Consider the following 15845-nt stretch of genomic DNA (forward strand, 5'->3'; position numbering starts at 1 on the left):
CGGAGCTCAGTGCAGCGGGACTTCCTCCAGCATCTCGGTGACCAGGGCCGCGATCGGCGACCGCTCACTGCGATGCAGGGTGACATGGGCGAACAGCGGGTGGCCCTTGAGCTTCTCGACCACCGCCACCACACCGTCATGGCGACCGACCCGCAGGTTGTCCCGCTGCGCCACGTCGTGGGTGAGCACGACCCGCGAGTCCTGGCCGACCCGGCTGAGCACGGTGAGCAGCACATTGCGTTCCAGCGACTGCGCCTCATCGACGATCACGAACGCATCGTGCAGCGAGCGGCCGCGGATGTGGGTCAGCGGAAGCACCTCGAGCAGGCCGCGAGCCAGCACCTCCTCGATCACCGGCTTGGTGGTCACTGCCCCCAAGGTGTCGAAGACCGCCTGTGCCCAAGGCGCCATCTTCTCCCCCTCGGTCCCGGGCAGATAGCCGAGATCCTGGCCGCCGACCGCATAGAGCGGCCGGAAGACGACCACCTTGGCGTGCTGCCGCCGCTCCAGCACCGCCTCCAACCCGGCACACAGCGCCAGCGCCGACTTGCCCGTACCGGCCCGGCCGCCCATCGAAACGATGCCGACCGACGGATCCAGCAGCAGGTCCAGCGCGACCCGCTGCTCGGCCGAGCGACCATGGATGCCGAACGCATCGCGATCGGCCTTGATCAACTTGAGGTCCTTGGCCGGCGTGACACGAGCCAGTGCACTGGACTGCCCACCGAGCAGCACCACCCCGGTGTGACAGGGCAGATCGCGGGCCGCCTCGAGATCCACAAAGCCGTGCTCATAAAGTGCGGCGATCTCGCCCGGGGCCACCTGGAGCTCGGTCATCCCGGTCCAGCCGGACTCGGCGGCAAGCTCGGCCCGATATTCCTCAGCCGGCAGACCCACCGCCGACGCCTTCACACGCATCGGCAGGTCCTTGGACACCAGCGTGACCTGACGACCCTCGGCCCGATAGTTCAACGCCACAGCGAGGATCCGGGAGTCGTTGTCGCCAAGCCGGAAGCCCGCCGGCAGCACCGAAGGATCGGTGTGGTTGAGCTCGACATGGATGGTTCCGCCGACGTCGTTGACTGGCACCGGCGCGTCCAGCCGCCCGTACTCGATCCGCAGATCATCCAGGTGACGCAGCGCGACCCGGGCGAAATAGCCAAGCTCGGGGTGATGACGTTTGGACTCCAACTCGGTGATCACCACGATCGGCAGGACGACGTCGTGCTCGGCGAAGCGGCGCAGCGCATGGGGATCGCTGAGCAGGACCGACGTATCGATGACATAAGTGCGACGGTCGATGGCAGAAGACTCGGTTGCAGACGACACTGCGTGTCCCCTTCTGGAGGCCGCGCGCCCGCTGCGCCCGGCCTCACACCTAGGTGATTGGCCGGGATGCTCGGACCACTGGTGGTCCGTCGATCGGGTCCGTCAGGTGACGGATCATGGGCGCCTCCCGGGCGGTCCACACCAACTGCGGTCCGCCACTGGCAACGTACGTCGGATCGAGGCCGCTTCAGGGACTACACGCCGGTCGCCACGAGAACAGTGTGTGAGTTATGCGTCGTGTACAACGAACCAATTCACACGTTGTCCTCATCGAACGGCGCGCCGTGGTCCTGCCCCTCTTCCAGTTCGACGATTACGCACTCAGAAGCGGGGCCGACAGCCTCAACCGCCGAACCGACGCTCCCGGTCCGCGTACGAGCGGAGCGCACGGATGAAGTCCACCTTGCGGAAGTCCGGCCACAGCGCCTCGCAGAAGTAGAACTCGCTGTGCGCGGACTGCCACATCAAGAATCCGGATAGTCGCTGTTCACCGGAGGTACGGATGATCAGGTCGGGATCGGGCTGGCCGCGCGTGTAGAGGTGCTGGGCGATGTGCTCGATGTCGAGCGTCTGTGCCAACTCCTCGATCGAGGTGCCGTTTCGGGCGTGCTCGGCGAGCAGCGAGCGGACTGCGTCGCGAAGCTCGTGCCGCCCCCCGTACGACACCGCGATGTTGACCAGCATGCCGTTGATCGAACTGGTGCTGGCGTCGGCGTTCTTCATCACCTCGGCCGTCTCCGGCGGCAACAGATCCAACGCGCCCACCGGGTGGATCCGCCAGCGTCGCGCAGCCGCCAAGTCGGTGACCATCTGCTCGATCACCTTCAGCAGCGGTCCGATCTCGGTCGTGTCGCTGCGTTGGAAGTTGTCCGTTGAGAGCACCCACAAGGTGACGACGGGGATCGCCAACTCGTCACACCACTCGACGAACTCCTTGAGCTTGTCCGCGCCCGCCTGATAGCCGGCGACCAGCGGCTGCCCCGGAGCGTTGGTCCGCGCCCAGCGCCGGTTGCCGTCGGCCAGCACCGCCACATGTTGCGGGCGCCGGTCCGGATCCAGCTCGGCGATCAGCCGATGCTCGTAGGTGGCATAGAGCAGCCCCGACGGATGAAGCCGGTCGACCACCTCTTTCAGCCGTTCGAGGCGGCCACGAGGAAGTCGGGGCACATCCGCAGCGTAGCGCCCGCTGGTTCGACCACATCGACCGCGATGCGACCACATTCACAGTCACTACCCATTTTCTTCCCAGCCGCGCTCTCGTACGCTGAACCTACGGGACCGTAACTTACCGCGAGTAAAGTTCGACCCGAACGCGAGCCACACCCACCACAAGCAGCCGACCACAGGCAGAAGGACAACAGCGATGGCCAGCCTGGCGCCCTCAGATAGGGACCGATCCATCGATCCCACCGCCACAGCCGACAACGCGAAGCAGAGGCTGGGCGGGGTCGCCCGGATCGTCAAACCCAAGCTCCGCGGCTGGTTGCACGCCGGCATGGCGCCGCTGGCGGCGGCCGGCGGGATCGTGCTGGTGGCTCTCGCTCCGGACCGCGGCTCGCGGATCGCCGCCGCGATCTATCTCGCCGCCTCGCTGCTGCTGTTCAGCACCAGCGCGATCTATCACCGGTTCACCTGGGGTCCGCGCGGCGAAGCGATCCTGCGCCGGTGGGACCACGCGAACATCTATCTCTTCATTGCCGCGACCTACACCCCGATCGCGGTCTTGATGCTCTCGCCCAACTCGGCCGCGCTGCTGCTGACGATCATCTGGTCGGCCGCGGTCGCCGGTCTGTTGTTCCGGCTGTGCTGGTTGGGTGCGCCGCGCTGGCTCTACACCGCGCTCTATCTGGCGATGGGCTGGGCGGCGTTGTTCTGGTTGCCGCAGATCTTCGTCAACGGCGGGGTTGCAGTGTTCACCCTGATCATCGTCGGCGGGTTGCTCTACACGATCGGCGCGGTGGTGTACGCCCGGAAATCACCCGATCCGTCGCCGACCTGGTTCGGCTATCACGAGATCTTCCACGCCTGCACAATCCTGGCCTTTACCGCGCAATATGTGGCGATCTCGATCGCGGAATACAGCTGAGACAGGCCCGCCTCGGGACAAATCAGCGGCTCAACGGCCCGCACGAGCCCGACACGCCGGTTGCCAGCCGTTGAGCCGCGCATTCGTCACTCCTTCGGGCTGTGCAGCTGATCGGCCAGCTCTTGCGAGTCGGTGACAGGAAGCCGGCAGACGAATCCTCGACACACATACGCTGTCGGTCGGCCGTCCAGCAGCGGGCGATCCGCCAACAGCTCCAGGCCAGGCTCGTCGGGGACGCCGACCATGATCACCGACCCGGCGGGCGCGCACCGGTAGGCGGTCCGAGCCAGTTCCTGTGTTCCGGTGTCCGACGCATCCCCCACGATCGCCACCTGCACCGGCGGACTGACCAGCCGACTTGCCGCGTACGCCAGTAGCCAGCCGGCGAACCGCGGCGCCCGGTCGACCAGTCCTCCGGCCGTCGCGGCGGCTCGTTCGGCACGCTCGGCCAGGTCGCTCCGACCGGTAGTCTCCGCCAGCAACGCGAGCGCATGCACGGTCGCGCTCAGCCCGGAGGGCGTGGCGTTGTCCGTCGGGTCTTGGGGTCGCAGATAGAGGCTCTCCGCCCCTGACGCGGTGTCGAAGAAGCCGTCTCCATCCCCGAACTCGGCCAGGATCACCTCTGCCAGCGCTTCAGCCCTGGTCAGCCACGTCGCATCCGCTTCCGCGCAGCCCAACCGCACCGCGGCCATCGTCATCGCCGCGTAGTCCTCCAGCACTCCCGCCGCCGAGCCGACCTCACCATCCCGCGAGGTACGCCGCAGCCGGCCGTCGACCCAGTGCACCCGCCAGATGAGTTCGGCAGCCTCCCGAGCCAGCGCCAGCCAGTCTGGCCGACCGAAGACCCCGGCCGCCTCGACCAGCGAAGCGATCAGCCACCCGTTCCAGGCGGCGACCACCTTGTCATCCCGGCCTGGTCTGGGACGTTGCTCCCGCGTGGTCCGCAAGCGCTCGCGGGCGGAGGCGAGCCGAACTGGATCGGGATCGCCAAGCAAACGCAAGGTCGAGCGACCATGCTCGAAGGTCCCCTGGTCCGTAACCCCGAAGACCTCGGCCGCCCAGCGCCCATCGTCCTCCCCAAGCACGGCCGTCAAGCCCACCGGATCCCAGGCGTAGTAGGCCCCTTCGGCGGAATGACCCTGCTCGTCGAGACTGTCGGCATCCAGGCTGGCGGCGAAGCCACCTTGAGGGGTCCGCAACTCGGCGACCAGCCACTCGACCGTCTCGGCCACCACCCGCTCGCCGATCGGATTCTGAGTCCGTCGCCACCAGTGGGTATAGACACCGAGCAGCAGCGCATTGTCGTACAGCATCTTCTCGAAGTGCGGCACCACCCACCCGGCATCGACGCTGTAGCGGGCGAAGCCGCCGGCCAACTGGTCGTAGATCCCACCGCGGGCCATCGCCTCGCAGGTGACGTCGACCATAGCCATCGACTCGTCATCGCCCAGTCTGAGCAGGCCTTCCAGCACCATCGACGGCGGGAACTTCGGCGCTCCGCCGAACCCGCCGCGTACCTCGTCGAACTCGCGCTGCAGATTCGCCCGGGCCACATCCAGCCCGGCACGGGTCACCTCACCTGGCAGCTTCGGCGCATGCCGACGCTCCAGCTCACCACTGATGTGCGCGACACTCGACAACACCTCGTCGCGCCGATCCCGCCAGGCTGAGGCGATCGCCGCCAGAACATCGGCGAAGGCAGGCATTCCCTGCCGCGCCCGGGGCGGGAAGTAGGTGCCGGCATAGAACGGACGTCGGTCCGGGGTGAGAAAGACGGTCATCGGCCAGCCGCCCTGCCCGGCCAGCGCCTGAGTCGCGGCCATGAACACCGCATCCACGTCGGGGCGCTCCTCCCGATCGACCTTGACCGAGACGAAATGCTCGTTCAGGTACGCGGCCGTCGTCTCGTCCTCGAACGACTCATGTGCCATCACATGGCACCAGTGGCACGCCGCGTACCCGACCGACAAGAACACCGGTACGTCGCGCCGCTCCGCCTCCGCGAACGCCTCGTCGGACCACTCCCACCAGTCGACCGGATTGTCCTTGTGCTGCAGGAGATACGGGCTCGTGGCGCTGGCGAGGCGGTTGGCCATTGTTTGCTGCTCCCTACCAGTGATAGCCGCATCACGAATCCCTGAACTGATGCGAACAAGTGATGCAAGTCTTCCTTGTGGAGGCACTCCGTGCAGCGAGTCGTCTCAAGGACCGCGCCCCTCGTCCCGCCGCCGGTGATGACCCACCCGGACCGCTGGCGTTTCGACCAGCTGCTTGCCTGTGAGACCTCGGCTACGCCTCACCCTCCGTCTGCTGGTCCAAACCGAGGTACTCGAGCAGACGCGGGTCACTGAACACCGCACGGGTGTACGCGACCTCTGAGTGGCGCCACTCCCCGTCGACCCGTGCCGTCAAGACCGCACGCGCAGCGTCATTCAACTTCTCGGCATCAAGGATCACCTCGTTGACTGTCTCCTCGATCTCCTCCGGTTCAGGCGGGTCGTCGTCGGCAGACAGGCGCTCCATGTCCTCGATGGTCGGGTCACCGGGGAGAGGTTCCAGACCGAGGAACTCCAGCGCATACGGGTCTTTCAGTCGGTCGATCTCCAGCCCGGTTGCATCCGACGGGATGTTGCGGCGCGCCTGGTCGAACTCGTACCCGTAGGCCGCGCGGGCGAAGTCGCGCGCCTCCTGGATCACGTCGGACAACCTCCTCACCAACTCTGAGATGTCCTTGTCGTCGTCACTCACGACTCCCCCTCGATCTCACCGAACTTGGCCTCGCTCTCCTGCTCCAATAGCGACAAGTCGGGCGCGATCATCGATCCCAGACCTTCGGCAACGCCCGAATTTGTAGCCTAGAGACGCCCGAAACTGTCGTGTAGGCCTCGACCCCACGTCACTGGCTGACGACGAGCAAGGCTGTTGGTCGACTGGGGCCGAGCTAACCGCTAGCCTCACATCGTGTCCACCAAGGCCGAACGGCGGGCGGCGCGAGAGACGGTCGCCGCGTACCACGAAGAGCAGCTCGGCCAACTCGTCCAACACCTGGCGAACGCGATCGATGGCTACCGAGCCGGCAACCTGGATGCCTTCGACGTCGACCAAGTCGCCTTCCAGTACTCGCGGGCTGCCAAGGAACTGTGGAAGTTCTGCAACCTGACCCACATCGATATCGCCGCTCGCGTCATTGCCGAGGAAGCTCCCACCGGCTGGTGGGAACGCGGAGCGCCCAGGCAGCGGTAAGGCAAGCCGGCTTCTCGGCTCTCTACTCCAGGGCTACTGCAGCTCGGCAGAGTTCGAGGACTTCACCAACGACGAGGTTGCCGAAGCTCTGGCGATGGCACGACGCGAAGCCTGACCGGCTGAAAGACCGAGTGTACGACTACGGCGCGGCGTATCGTCCAGCCAGATTTCGAATATTTCGAGTATGGTTGTGGCATGGCAGCTGCAGAGAAGGTCGCGCGCTTGCGCCAGTCGAAGACGTATCTGCCCGACCAGGAGCGGGAAGAGTTACTTCAGTTTGCCCAGGTGCTGAACGGCATCAACCTCGCCCTAGGCGAGCCAGGTCAGGCAATGCTGGTCGGCCCGAACGGCCAACGGGTGCCCATTCCTGCCGGGCTGTTCCAGGTGCTGGAGGAAGCTGCCAACGTCTTGGCGCTCGGCGACGGGATCTCGATCCTGCCCTACGCGGCCAAGCTCACCACCCAAGAGGCAGCCGACTTCCTAGGCATGTCTCGCCCCACGTTCGTCAAGATTCTCCAGGCCGGCGAGATCGAGTTCGAGACTGTTGGACGCCACCGTCGCGTGACGCTTCGTGATGTGGTCGCCTATCAGGCACGTGCGCAAGCGGAACGCCGGGCGGCGCTCGCCTCCCTCGCGAGGGATTCGCTTGAGCACCACGACACGTTGCCGAATGGCACGCCGTCGGTCAAACGCCTAGCCGAGTTCGAGGACTGAGTGGCAACTTTCCCGGCGCTCTTCGACACCAACGTCCTGTTCGGCTTCCATCTCAACGACGTGATTCTGGGGATGGCCGAGCGCGGGCTGTTCCGACCGTTGTGGTCGGACATGATTCTGGACGAGCTGTCGAGGAACCTCCAGGCATACGGTCTCCCCGCAGCGAGTACCACCAAACGGATCTCGGCGATGCAGGGCGCGTTCCCGGACGCCACAGTCACCGGCTACGAAGACCTGATCAAGCAGATGACCAACGATCCCAAGGACCGCCATGCGCTTGCCGCAGGCATACGTGCGAACTGCGAAGTACTCGTCACCTTCAATCTGAGCGACTTTCCCGCTAACAGCGTCGATGCCTACGACATCGAGATCGTCCATCCAGACAAGTTCCTACTCGACCAACTGGATCTCTATCCGGGGCCGGCGGTCGGGGTTCTCCGCCAACTGATCGAGGACTACTCCAGCCCAGTCCTGGAGATGGAAGACCTCCTCGTCCGTCTGGCTGACGCTGGCGTGCCCGGCTTCGCCAGCGCTGTCCGAGCCTACCTCTGAAGGACGGGCGTCGCGCCGACAGATCTGCCTCGGCAACGTCTGATCGAATCACTCCCTGTTCATTCATACCCGTACCGTTTCGGCGCGCCACATCACCTCGAACCCGTACCGTTCTGTGATGAAGCCGACTCTCTCACGACTCCCCGCTCCACGGCTCCCGGCGCAACCACGCGAGGTCTGCCATCAGTTGGCGCCGCTGCTCGGCCTCGCGTGCGTGCAGGTCGCGCTGCTTGGCGAGACGCAAGGTGTATGGGCTGCCCTTGCGGATCGTGCGATGGGTAACCGGGAACTCAGCGGCGTCGATGCGCTGATGGATGTGCTGACGCCGATCGGTCCGCAGCGGCCAGTCAAGTTCGGTGACACTGCGGTCAGCGAGGAAGTCCTGCAAGGTGCCGCACAGCTCGCAGCCACAACCGGACCAGACGATCGACCAGTCGTCGGCGGACCGGGGTGGCACGGTGAGCAGGCCCTCCAGCCGGCGTACGGCGTCGTCCACCAGCGACGAGGACACATTCGTGCCGAGGCTACGCAGCAACGGAAGCTCCAGATCGAGTACGCCGTCGCCACACGCCGCCAGAGCGGCGACGAACTCGACGACCTGCTCGGCATCGGCCGTTGTGAAGAGCGCTGCCGATGGGGCCACGAGCGGCGCCATCCTTGCGGCGCGGGCTTGCGGCCCGGGCACGAGACCCGCAGTGATCGAGACCGACAAGTTGGCCCAGATCCGTCGGCACAGATGGACGACGACACTGTCTGCACCAATCCGCCGCAGCGCCGCCGCCAGGCTGGGCAAGGTGCCATTCACCCATCCCCACAGCCCGTGGTGGTAGCCACCGACGGAGAACCAGGACTCGACGATCCTCCGCGTCCACGCGTCCCCGTACCGCTCAGAAGCCGCAGCGAGCGCCGCGGCGCACTCGGCGGTCAGCCCCTCACCGCTCAGCCGGGCAAGCAGCTCATGGGCAAGCTCGGCCTCATCGAGAGCATCGGCGACCGGTAGGAGCGAGGGCAGCAGACTCGTACTACCGTTCCCGAGCAGACCGACCAGTTCCCGCGCATCCGCCCGAGCTTGCTCGCGATCCTCGCCGTTGTTCAGTCGGGCATCGAGCTCGGCGATCGCGGCGGGCAGATCAGCTTCGGCGCGGGCAATGAAGTCTCGTTCCTGCGGCCAGAGCACGATTGCCGCCCGGCGATACCACCGATCGACGGTGTTGCCGTAGTTGCCCATGTAGCCCTCGTACTCGGACTCGTACGGTGTCAACGAGGCCGTCGGCGTGACCGCGCAGACTTCGCTCTCGTTGACGTAGAGGCTGATCTGCTCCCCCTCGGCCGTCCCAGCGCGTTTCCACCAGCCCAGCGAGATCTCGTCGTCGATCAGGTCACCGACCTCGTACGACTCGGACGAGTCCTCGTCCTCATCATCGTGATACCGGTAGCGCCGCGGGCGGTCGTCCTCGTACGCGTTCCACGTCTGCTTGATCTCGGCGAGCGCGAACGCGTGCCGGCAGCCGGCCTTCCCCGCCGCAGCCCGCAGCCGGCCCACCCACTCGACATCACGGCCCTTGAGGCGGATCCCGGCCAGTCCGCGCTCGCTGTACTGGTGATCGAGCAAGACGACCAGGCGATTCGGAGGCGGAGACGTCTTCTCCGACCAGCGTCGAGTCACCGGAGTGGCGAAATGCTCGCCGACCAAGCCCGCCAACTCGTCGTCAGGGTCGACCGCCGCCTCGGAATCGCGGCTGACCAGCAGGTTGAAGGTCAGTGTCACTCGCCGCCCGGTACGAACCGGCCGCACCTCGTGGATACAGTCGGCATAGAAGGCCACGAAACCGATCTTGTTCCGGTCTGTGTGACGGTAGGTACGGCTCTCACCACCATGACTGACCACCAGCTCCCCGCCGGTATGGACCGAGGGCAACGACACCACCAACGTCGCCACCATTTCGTCGTCCTTCTCCGAGTCCTGGTGCGGCGCGAAGAACTGATCCGGCCCATAGACCAACAGCGCATGCAACTCCGCGCGAAGACGCGCGCCTCTCGGCAGCCCGAGACCCTCATGCACCTCGGCCAGCGCCGCATCCAAGAGCCCGTCCCACTCCCCACCCAGACTGACCTGGTCAGCGGTCAGCTCCCAGGTGTCGCGTACCGAGGTGTCAGTCAGGGTCTCCTCGCCAAGCCCGAACATTGCCGGCTGTGCTGCCGAAACCAGCTTCCGCTCCTGCGGCGCGCCGACCGGGAGCCTCACCGGGCCGACGCCGGCCACCGACAACGTCACACCCGCAACCGGCGCAGACGTCTCCGCGCTGAACGACCCCGCCGTCTCATCGCCCCTCAACAACAGGGCGATCTGCTCCCGCGCCGACTTGACCACGACCGACAACCTACCGACGCCTTCGGAGCAGGTCGTCGTGGACCGCACGACCTCGGCCGCAAGTTCGAGACAGCAGCCGCGCCTTTCGGTTCGATCTCACTCAGGACGTGTGAGCACATCCAGAAGCTCATGGTTGACGAAGAGGATCTCCCTGCCGACCTTGACGTCACTGAGAAGACCAGCCGCGACCAGTGCGTGCAGCCACGAAGACGCAGTCTGCCGCGAGACGTCACACCGGGCAGCGACGGTGCTGATGCGACAGTAGGGCTGTTCGAAGAGCACACCCAAGAACTGGGCATTGCGCCCACCCGGGGTGGCTGCCCGAGCGCGCTCGGCGATGTGCTCTTGGCATATCCGAATGGAGCCGATCTTCGTCGTCGTTGATGTCGCTGACTCGCGGACAACTTCGAGCATGTAGAGAATCCAGTCGATCCACGCGTCCTCCGCGGTCACCGCTCGCAGAAGCCGGTAGTAGTCGTTCTTCCGGGCAATGATGGCCCGCGAGAGATAGAGGATCGGATCGCGCAGCAGTCCCGCCTCGATGAGCATCAAGATGTTGAGCACGCGACCGGTACGCCCGTTGCCGTCGTGGAACGGGTGGATCGCCTCGAACTGGTAGTGGGCCACGGCCATCCGCACCAGCGGATCGAGGTCATCCTCGGCATGGACGAAACGCTCCCACGCCGTCAGCTTCTCGCGGATGAGGTCGGCTCCTTCCGGCGGCGCGTACACGATCTCCCGCGTTGCAGGGTTGGCGATCCGAGTGCCCGGGACAGCGCGGACGTCCATCTCGCGACCCTGCAGGACCGAGCAGACTCGAGCCGCCGTCCCCGCGGTAAGCGGCCTGCTTCTTATCGCTTCGACACCGGCGAAGATTGCGCTTCGGTAGCGAAGGGCCTCCTTGGTGGCGTGGTCGCCTCCACCTGACTCCACGTGCTTGAACAGCTCGTCCGCAGTGGTCACGATGTTCTCGATCTCCGAGCTTGCCTGCGCTTCGAGCAGCGGGACTGCATGGATGAGAATGTTGGGGTTCGGCAGCAGTTGACCTGCCTGGGAGAGTGTCGCCAGCGCGGTTCGAGCCTCGACCGTGGCCTTGAGGACCGGCTTCGGTTCAAGGTCGACCCCGTCCGGAGGTAGCGGCGGCAGATCGTTGAAGGGTGCCTCGGGACTCCAGGGCATGTGTCAACTCCTTCAACACGTCACGACTAAACGTTAGGATTTCACGGAAAACTTAACACGTCTTCGCAACATGTCAGATATCTCAACACGTCCATGCCCAGGCCCTACCGCCCCGAGCAGGACGTCAAAGTGAGGCGACAAGCCGCAAGCCAGGAAGAGTGCGCTCCCGCTGAAGGTCGCTCTTACTCTCTGAGAGACTCCGTCCATGACCGACGCAGGGATCGAGGTCACTGCCGACACCCGGCCGATCGGCAGTTTCGCCGCCGCGGCAGCCGCCCAGTAGACGTTGCAGGTCGTCGGGTCGAGCTCCCAGTTCCGCCCGGCGATATGGAGCACTCCGTCGGCGGTACGCCAGGTGGTCAGCGAACTGCCGTCCACCTTCTCGGTCGGTCGCCAAGCCTCGGCATCCGCCTGAATCCCTCCCAGGTCTCGCCGTCGAGGTTCTGCACTCGCTCGGCATCCGTCTTCTGAAGGAAGGCGGGAAACGGGCCCAGCGCTGTCATGCCGGCCGGTGGCGGAGGCTCCCACCTCCGTACGCCGATCAGCCCCGTACGCGCGCCGCTTCGATGGCGTCCGCGTCTGGGATCTCGTCGATCTGCGCGATCGTCTCCACCGTGACGAGCCTGCGCGTGTCGATTTCTGAGGTCGCTTCTGTGGTCATGACCGAATACCTCCGCTCCTTCCTCAGCACGACATGCTGACCGACGACGCACATTCGGCCAATCACTTTTCTGCCTGCGCGGCTCGGGGGCGGACCCGGTCGGGATTCACGTTGTAGGCGATGTCGTCCACAGTGAGCTCGATGTAGGTGAACTGGCCCTCAGGTGCCGGGGCAGACCACCTCCCCAGCCCCTGAGCGGCAATGCGGCGGTCGCCGAAGACGGCGTACCCACTGACGGGGGTGCTCCAACGTTGCGGTGTGAACGTGCTGCCGTCACCGCTCGCGCGCATCCGGTCATCGGAGACGAAGTCGACCAAGTCGCCGTTGCTGAAGACCAGCCGGGCGGTGATCGTCTGGTCGCCTCGGGTGTAGGTCGCGTCGACGGTGGTGCCGGTGACATTCGTCCACCTGATCGGGGCGTCGACGAGGGCGCCCGGAGCGAAGAGCACCAGGTCGTTGAGCAGTGTCACGGTCTCGCTGCGGTCCATCTCGTCGCCGGCAGCCTGCACAACCGGTACCACGTCGAGCAGTCGGCCACGCATCGTCGCGTGCTCGTCGTAGGCGTGAAACACCCTGACCGGAAGGCCGAACCGGGTCGCGTTCATCAAGAAGAACCGGTGCGGATGCGGACCGTAGGTGTTGAGCTGGCGAACCGTGTATGGCATCCACGTGTCACCTGGGCCGCTGCGGATGCGGCCATGGATCTCGGCATAGAAGCTGCGTAGGTGAGGTTGGCCGACCGCCCCGCTGCGACGTACGTATTCGGCGACCGGTGCTGGCAGCGCGTCGACCTCGGCATCGGAGATGACTCCGGACGGCGCGGACGCGACGGCCAAGGCGTCGGCGGACTGAGTGCGGAACTGCGCCTCGAAGCTGCTCGGCCCGCGCGACGCGAAGCCGTGCGCCGCCACTAGGAGCAGCAGCATGGCTAACAGACCAACCACAATCCAGCGCACCGCAGTCATCGGTCGTGCCTCCTCGACCGGTTGCTCTTCCTCCCAGCCAACTCGTTGCGTCGGCTCGATGGCAGGGAAGAAGGTAGGCCTCGCTGAGCCGAAGGTCCCGCCGACAAAGCGTTGCCAGCAAGCAACCGTTGCTGTAAAGTAACGGTTGCCCATGAGTAACCAAGCGTACGTTGCCCTCGATGCCCTCGGCGACCCGACTCGACGTCAGATCGTCGAGGTGCTGCGCGACGGGCCGCGGCCGGTCGGCGCCCTCGCCGACGCCCTGCCGGTGGGACGGCCCGCAGTCAGCAAGCACCTCAAGGTGCTCGAGGGCGCCGGGCTGGTCGAGCATCGATCGATCGGCACTCGCAATCTCTATGCCCTCGCCCCCGGCGGTCTCGATGTCGTCCAACGTTGGCTCGTGACGCAATGGGACACCGCTCTGGGTGCCTTCGCCGAACATGTGGAAAGGAGCCGGCCATGAGCCTTCCTCCCCTGCGCCGCCAGGTGCTCGTCGGCTGCGATCAACCGACCGCCTATCGCCTGTTCACCGATGAGATCGGCGCTTGGTGGCCGCTGGAGTCGCACGGCTGCTTCGGACCTGGCGGCAGCGTCGCATTCGACGGCCGGCGCATCGTCGAGACTGGACCATCGGGCGAAATCGCGACCTGGGGAACCGTCACCGCGGACGATCCACCGAGGTCGATCTCCTTCACCTGGCATCCCGGCCAGGCCCCAGCAGAGGCGACCCACGTCACGGTGGCCTTCGCCTCGACCGGGGATTCGGACGTCACCCTGGTGACGCTGGAACACTCCGGCTGGGAGGCGTACCGGGATCCAGCGGCCGCCCGCGGCAACTACGCCGGCGGTTGGGTCGTGGTGCTTGGCTGCTACGCGGATGCGCCGCCGGCGCCCGACGACGCCACAGATCTCTGGTTCGTCCTCGAACACAGCGCCGGTCCCGCCGCCCCGCCCGAAGGCGTCTTCGCCTCCCCGGACTTCGCCAAACACGCTCAGTTCCTGGGGCAGCTGCACGCCGACGGCTTCCTGGTCGCCGCCGGACCGCTGCCGGACACCCCCGGCGCCGGAATGACGATCGTCCGAGCGTCTTCACAAGCGGGGGCACGGCAGGTCATCAGGGCTGCGCAATTGGAAGACGGCAGCGTGACCTCCGGGCTGCTCGACGTACGCGTTCGACCATGGCGGGTCATGCTGACCGGATGAGTTAGGGTCGCCTCACCTACCATCCTCGACGGAGAGGCTCCGCCCATGACCGGCATGTTGTTTGACACGCCCGCGCCCCTGTCGTCACTTGAAGTGGACGCCGCCTGGCGTGAGCTCACCCGACGAGGGTTTCTCGCGGCCACCGTGACTGTCGGTCTGGCGGCATGCGCGGCCAACGACAATGTCGCCACCACCGACGACGCCGAGGCCAGTGTCACCATTGAGCACACGTTCGGCACCACGACGATCAAGGGCACTCCGGAGCGGGTCCTGTCGCTAGGCCTGCACGATCAGGACTTCCTCTGGGCGCTCGGCATCCAGCCGATCGCGGTGCACGAGTGGGAGGGCAGCTACCCGTACGCCGCCGGTCCGTGGACCGACGGCTACCGGACCACCGAGCCCGAGGTCTTGAAGGAGTGGGAGATCAACCTCGAGTGGGTCGCCGCCCAGACTCCCGACCTCATCGTCGTGACCTACCACGACGTCGATCAGGCGATGTACGACAAGCTCTCGGCCATCGCGCCGGTGGTGGCTCCGCCGGCGGGCTACCGAGTCTGGGAGGCGCCCTGGCGCGTGGAACTGGAGCTGATCGCGAAGGCACTGCGCCGGGAGGACAAGGCCCGCGAGGTGATCGCGCACGTCGAGGACACCATCGCCTCGATCCGGGCGAAATATCCCCAGTTCGAAGGCAAGACCTTCAATTCGATCTCGCCGGACACCAACACGTTCACCGTGTATTCCTCGAAGGAGGCCAACAACCAGCTCTTCGAGTCACTCGGGTTCGTCGTCCCCGACGAGCAACTGAAGAAGTACGCGAAGGGCATCTACATCGAGCTCAGCTACGAGCGCGTCGACCTGATCGACGACCTCGACTGCGCCATCTTCTTCGTCCGCCCTTCCGACGCGAAGATCCTGACCGACAACCCGATCTACCCCGGAATGCGGCTGGTCAAGGAGGGGCGTGGGATCTACCTTCCGGACGACGTCATCACCGCAACCCAGATGAATTCACCCTTGTCGATCCCCTACTTCCTGCAGGCCGTCGCCCCCAAGCTCGCCGCTGCCCTCGATGGGGACCCCAAGACCAACGCGTAGCCTGGCCCAGGTGGGCGAGCGACCGGCAGTCGTGGATGACGTCCATGACCTCGCGGCGGCCATGCCGTATGTCAGGCTCATCCACGGCCCGAAGGGCAACCCGGTGTATCAGGTAGGCGGGAAGTCGTTCGTCTTCTTCCGTACGCCACGACCGGATGCGGTCGATCCGGACACCGGTGAGCGGTACGAGGACGTGATCATGATCTGGGTCGGCTCGCCGGCCGACAAGCTCGCCTTGGTCGAGGATCCCGACAGCCCCTTCTTCAGCACCGACCACTTCGACGGTCATCCCTCGGTTCTGGTACGTGCCGCCCGACTCGGCGAGGTCTGCTACGTCGAACTGACCGAGATCATCCAGGACGCCTGGCTGGCCCAGGCATCGAACCGACGAGCACAGCAATGGCTGAGCAGCCACCCTCCGACTCCTAACTCCTGACCGACCATCTC

The 15845-nt window shown here is 65.8% G+C and carries 15 protein-coding genes; 8 read left to right on the forward strand and 7 right to left on the reverse strand.

Annotated features, from left to right (window positions below):
• Positions 1-6 precede the first annotated feature (6 nt).
• Positions 7-1329: a PhoH family protein gene (locus MLP_RS21160; protein ID WP_013865225.1), complete on the reverse strand. Its 1323-nt coding sequence runs from the start codon at positions 1327-1329 to the stop codon at positions 7-9.
• Positions 1330-1671: 342 nt separating this feature from the next.
• Positions 1672-2496, reverse strand: a complete 825-nt coding sequence (locus MLP_RS21165) for an isoprenyl transferase (protein ID WP_041793159.1) — start codon at positions 2494-2496, stop codon at positions 1672-1674.
• A 196-nt stretch (positions 2497-2692) separates the two neighbouring features.
• On the opposite strand from MLP_RS21165, the gene trhA reads away from it, so the two are divergent.
• On the forward strand, positions 2693-3415 hold the full coding sequence (trhA, locus tag MLP_RS21170; RefSeq protein ID WP_013865227.1) for a PAQR family membrane homeostasis protein TrhA: 723 nt from the start codon (positions 2693-2695) through the stop codon (positions 3413-3415).
• Between the two features lie 86 nt (positions 3416-3501).
• Here trhA and MLP_RS21175 read toward each other — a convergent pair whose 3' ends face one another.
• Both MLP_RS21175 and MLP_RS21180 read right to left on the reverse strand, forming a co-directional pair.
• Positions 3502-5511: a thioredoxin domain-containing protein gene (locus MLP_RS21175; protein WP_013865228.1), complete on the reverse strand. Its 2010-nt coding sequence runs from the start codon at positions 5509-5511 to the stop codon at positions 3502-3504.
• A gap of 193 nt (positions 5512-5704) precedes the next feature.
• The gene (locus tag MLP_RS21180; RefSeq protein ID WP_013865229.1) at positions 5705-6163 is read right to left on the reverse strand and encodes a hypothetical protein; all 459 of its coding nucleotides are present in this window, start codon (positions 6161-6163) and stop codon (positions 5705-5707) included.
• Positions 6164-6376: 213 nt separating this feature from the next.
• Here MLP_RS21180 and MLP_RS21185 point away from each other — a divergent pair, with 213 nt between their 5' ends.
• The 3 genes from MLP_RS21185 (at position 6377) to MLP_RS21195 (ending at position 7924) form a co-directional block, all read left to right on the forward strand.
• Complete coding sequence (locus MLP_RS21185; RefSeq protein WP_013865230.1) at positions 6377-6658, forward strand: hypothetical protein; 282 nt, start codon at positions 6377-6379, stop codon at positions 6656-6658.
• 195 nt (positions 6659-6853) lie between these two features.
• On the forward strand, positions 6854-7372 hold the full coding sequence (locus MLP_RS21190) for an excisionase family DNA-binding protein (RefSeq protein ID WP_013865231.1): 519 nt from the start codon (positions 6854-6856) through the stop codon (positions 7370-7372).
• Positions 7373-7924, forward strand: coding sequence for a PIN domain-containing protein (locus tag MLP_RS21195; RefSeq protein WP_013865232.1), 552 nt, complete (start codon positions 7373-7375; stop codon positions 7922-7924). It abuts the gene before it with no gap.
• Between the two features lie 133 nt (positions 7925-8057).
• Here the strand turns inward: MLP_RS21195 and MLP_RS21200 are convergent, their stop codons facing one another.
• The 3 genes from MLP_RS21200 to MLP_RS21215 form a co-directional block, all read right to left on the reverse strand.
• Positions 8058-10295 (reverse strand): 2OG-Fe(II) oxygenase, encoded by a 2238-nt coding sequence (locus tag MLP_RS21200; protein WP_049804620.1) that lies wholly within the window; start codon positions 10293-10295, stop codon positions 8058-8060.
• 96 nt (positions 10296-10391) lie between these two features.
• A complete protein-coding gene (locus MLP_RS21205; RefSeq protein ID WP_013865234.1) occupies positions 10392-11474 on the reverse strand; it encodes a Fic family protein in 1083 nt (360 codons plus the stop codon).
• A gap of 723 nt (positions 11475-12197) precedes the next feature.
• Positions 12198-13100 (reverse strand): DUF6544 family protein, encoded by a 903-nt coding sequence (locus MLP_RS21215; protein ID WP_013865237.1) that lies wholly within the window; start codon positions 13098-13100, stop codon positions 12198-12200.
• Positions 13101-13251: 151 nt separating this feature from the next.
• On the opposite strand from MLP_RS21215, the gene MLP_RS21220 reads away from it, so the two are divergent.
• The 4 genes from MLP_RS21220 to MLP_RS21235 are packed head-to-tail and all read left to right on the forward strand — an operon-like array spanning position 13252 to position 15834.
• Positions 13252-13563 (forward strand): ArsR/SmtB family transcription factor, encoded by a 312-nt coding sequence (locus MLP_RS21220; protein ID WP_013865238.1) that lies wholly within the window; start codon positions 13252-13254, stop codon positions 13561-13563.
• Positions 13560-14303 (forward strand): SRPBCC domain-containing protein, encoded by a 744-nt coding sequence (locus tag MLP_RS26735; protein ID WP_013865239.1) that lies wholly within the window; start codon positions 13560-13562, stop codon positions 14301-14303. The genes MLP_RS21220 and MLP_RS26735 overlap by 4 nt, the downstream gene beginning before the upstream one ends.
• Before the next feature lie 45 nt (positions 14304-14348).
• On the forward strand, positions 14349-15398 hold the full coding sequence (locus MLP_RS21230; protein WP_013865240.1) for an ABC transporter substrate-binding protein: 1050 nt from the start codon (positions 14349-14351) through the stop codon (positions 15396-15398).
• A gap of 10 nt (positions 15399-15408) precedes the next feature.
• Positions 15409-15834: an MmcQ/YjbR family DNA-binding protein gene (locus MLP_RS21235; RefSeq protein WP_013865241.1), complete on the forward strand. Its 426-nt coding sequence runs from the start codon at positions 15409-15411 to the stop codon at positions 15832-15834.
• Positions 15835-15845 lie beyond the last annotated feature (11 nt).

Source organism: Microlunatus phosphovorus NM-1 (assembly GCF_000270245.1).
GTDB lineage: Bacteria > Actinomycetota > Actinomycetes > Propionibacteriales > Propionibacteriaceae > Microlunatus > Microlunatus phosphovorus.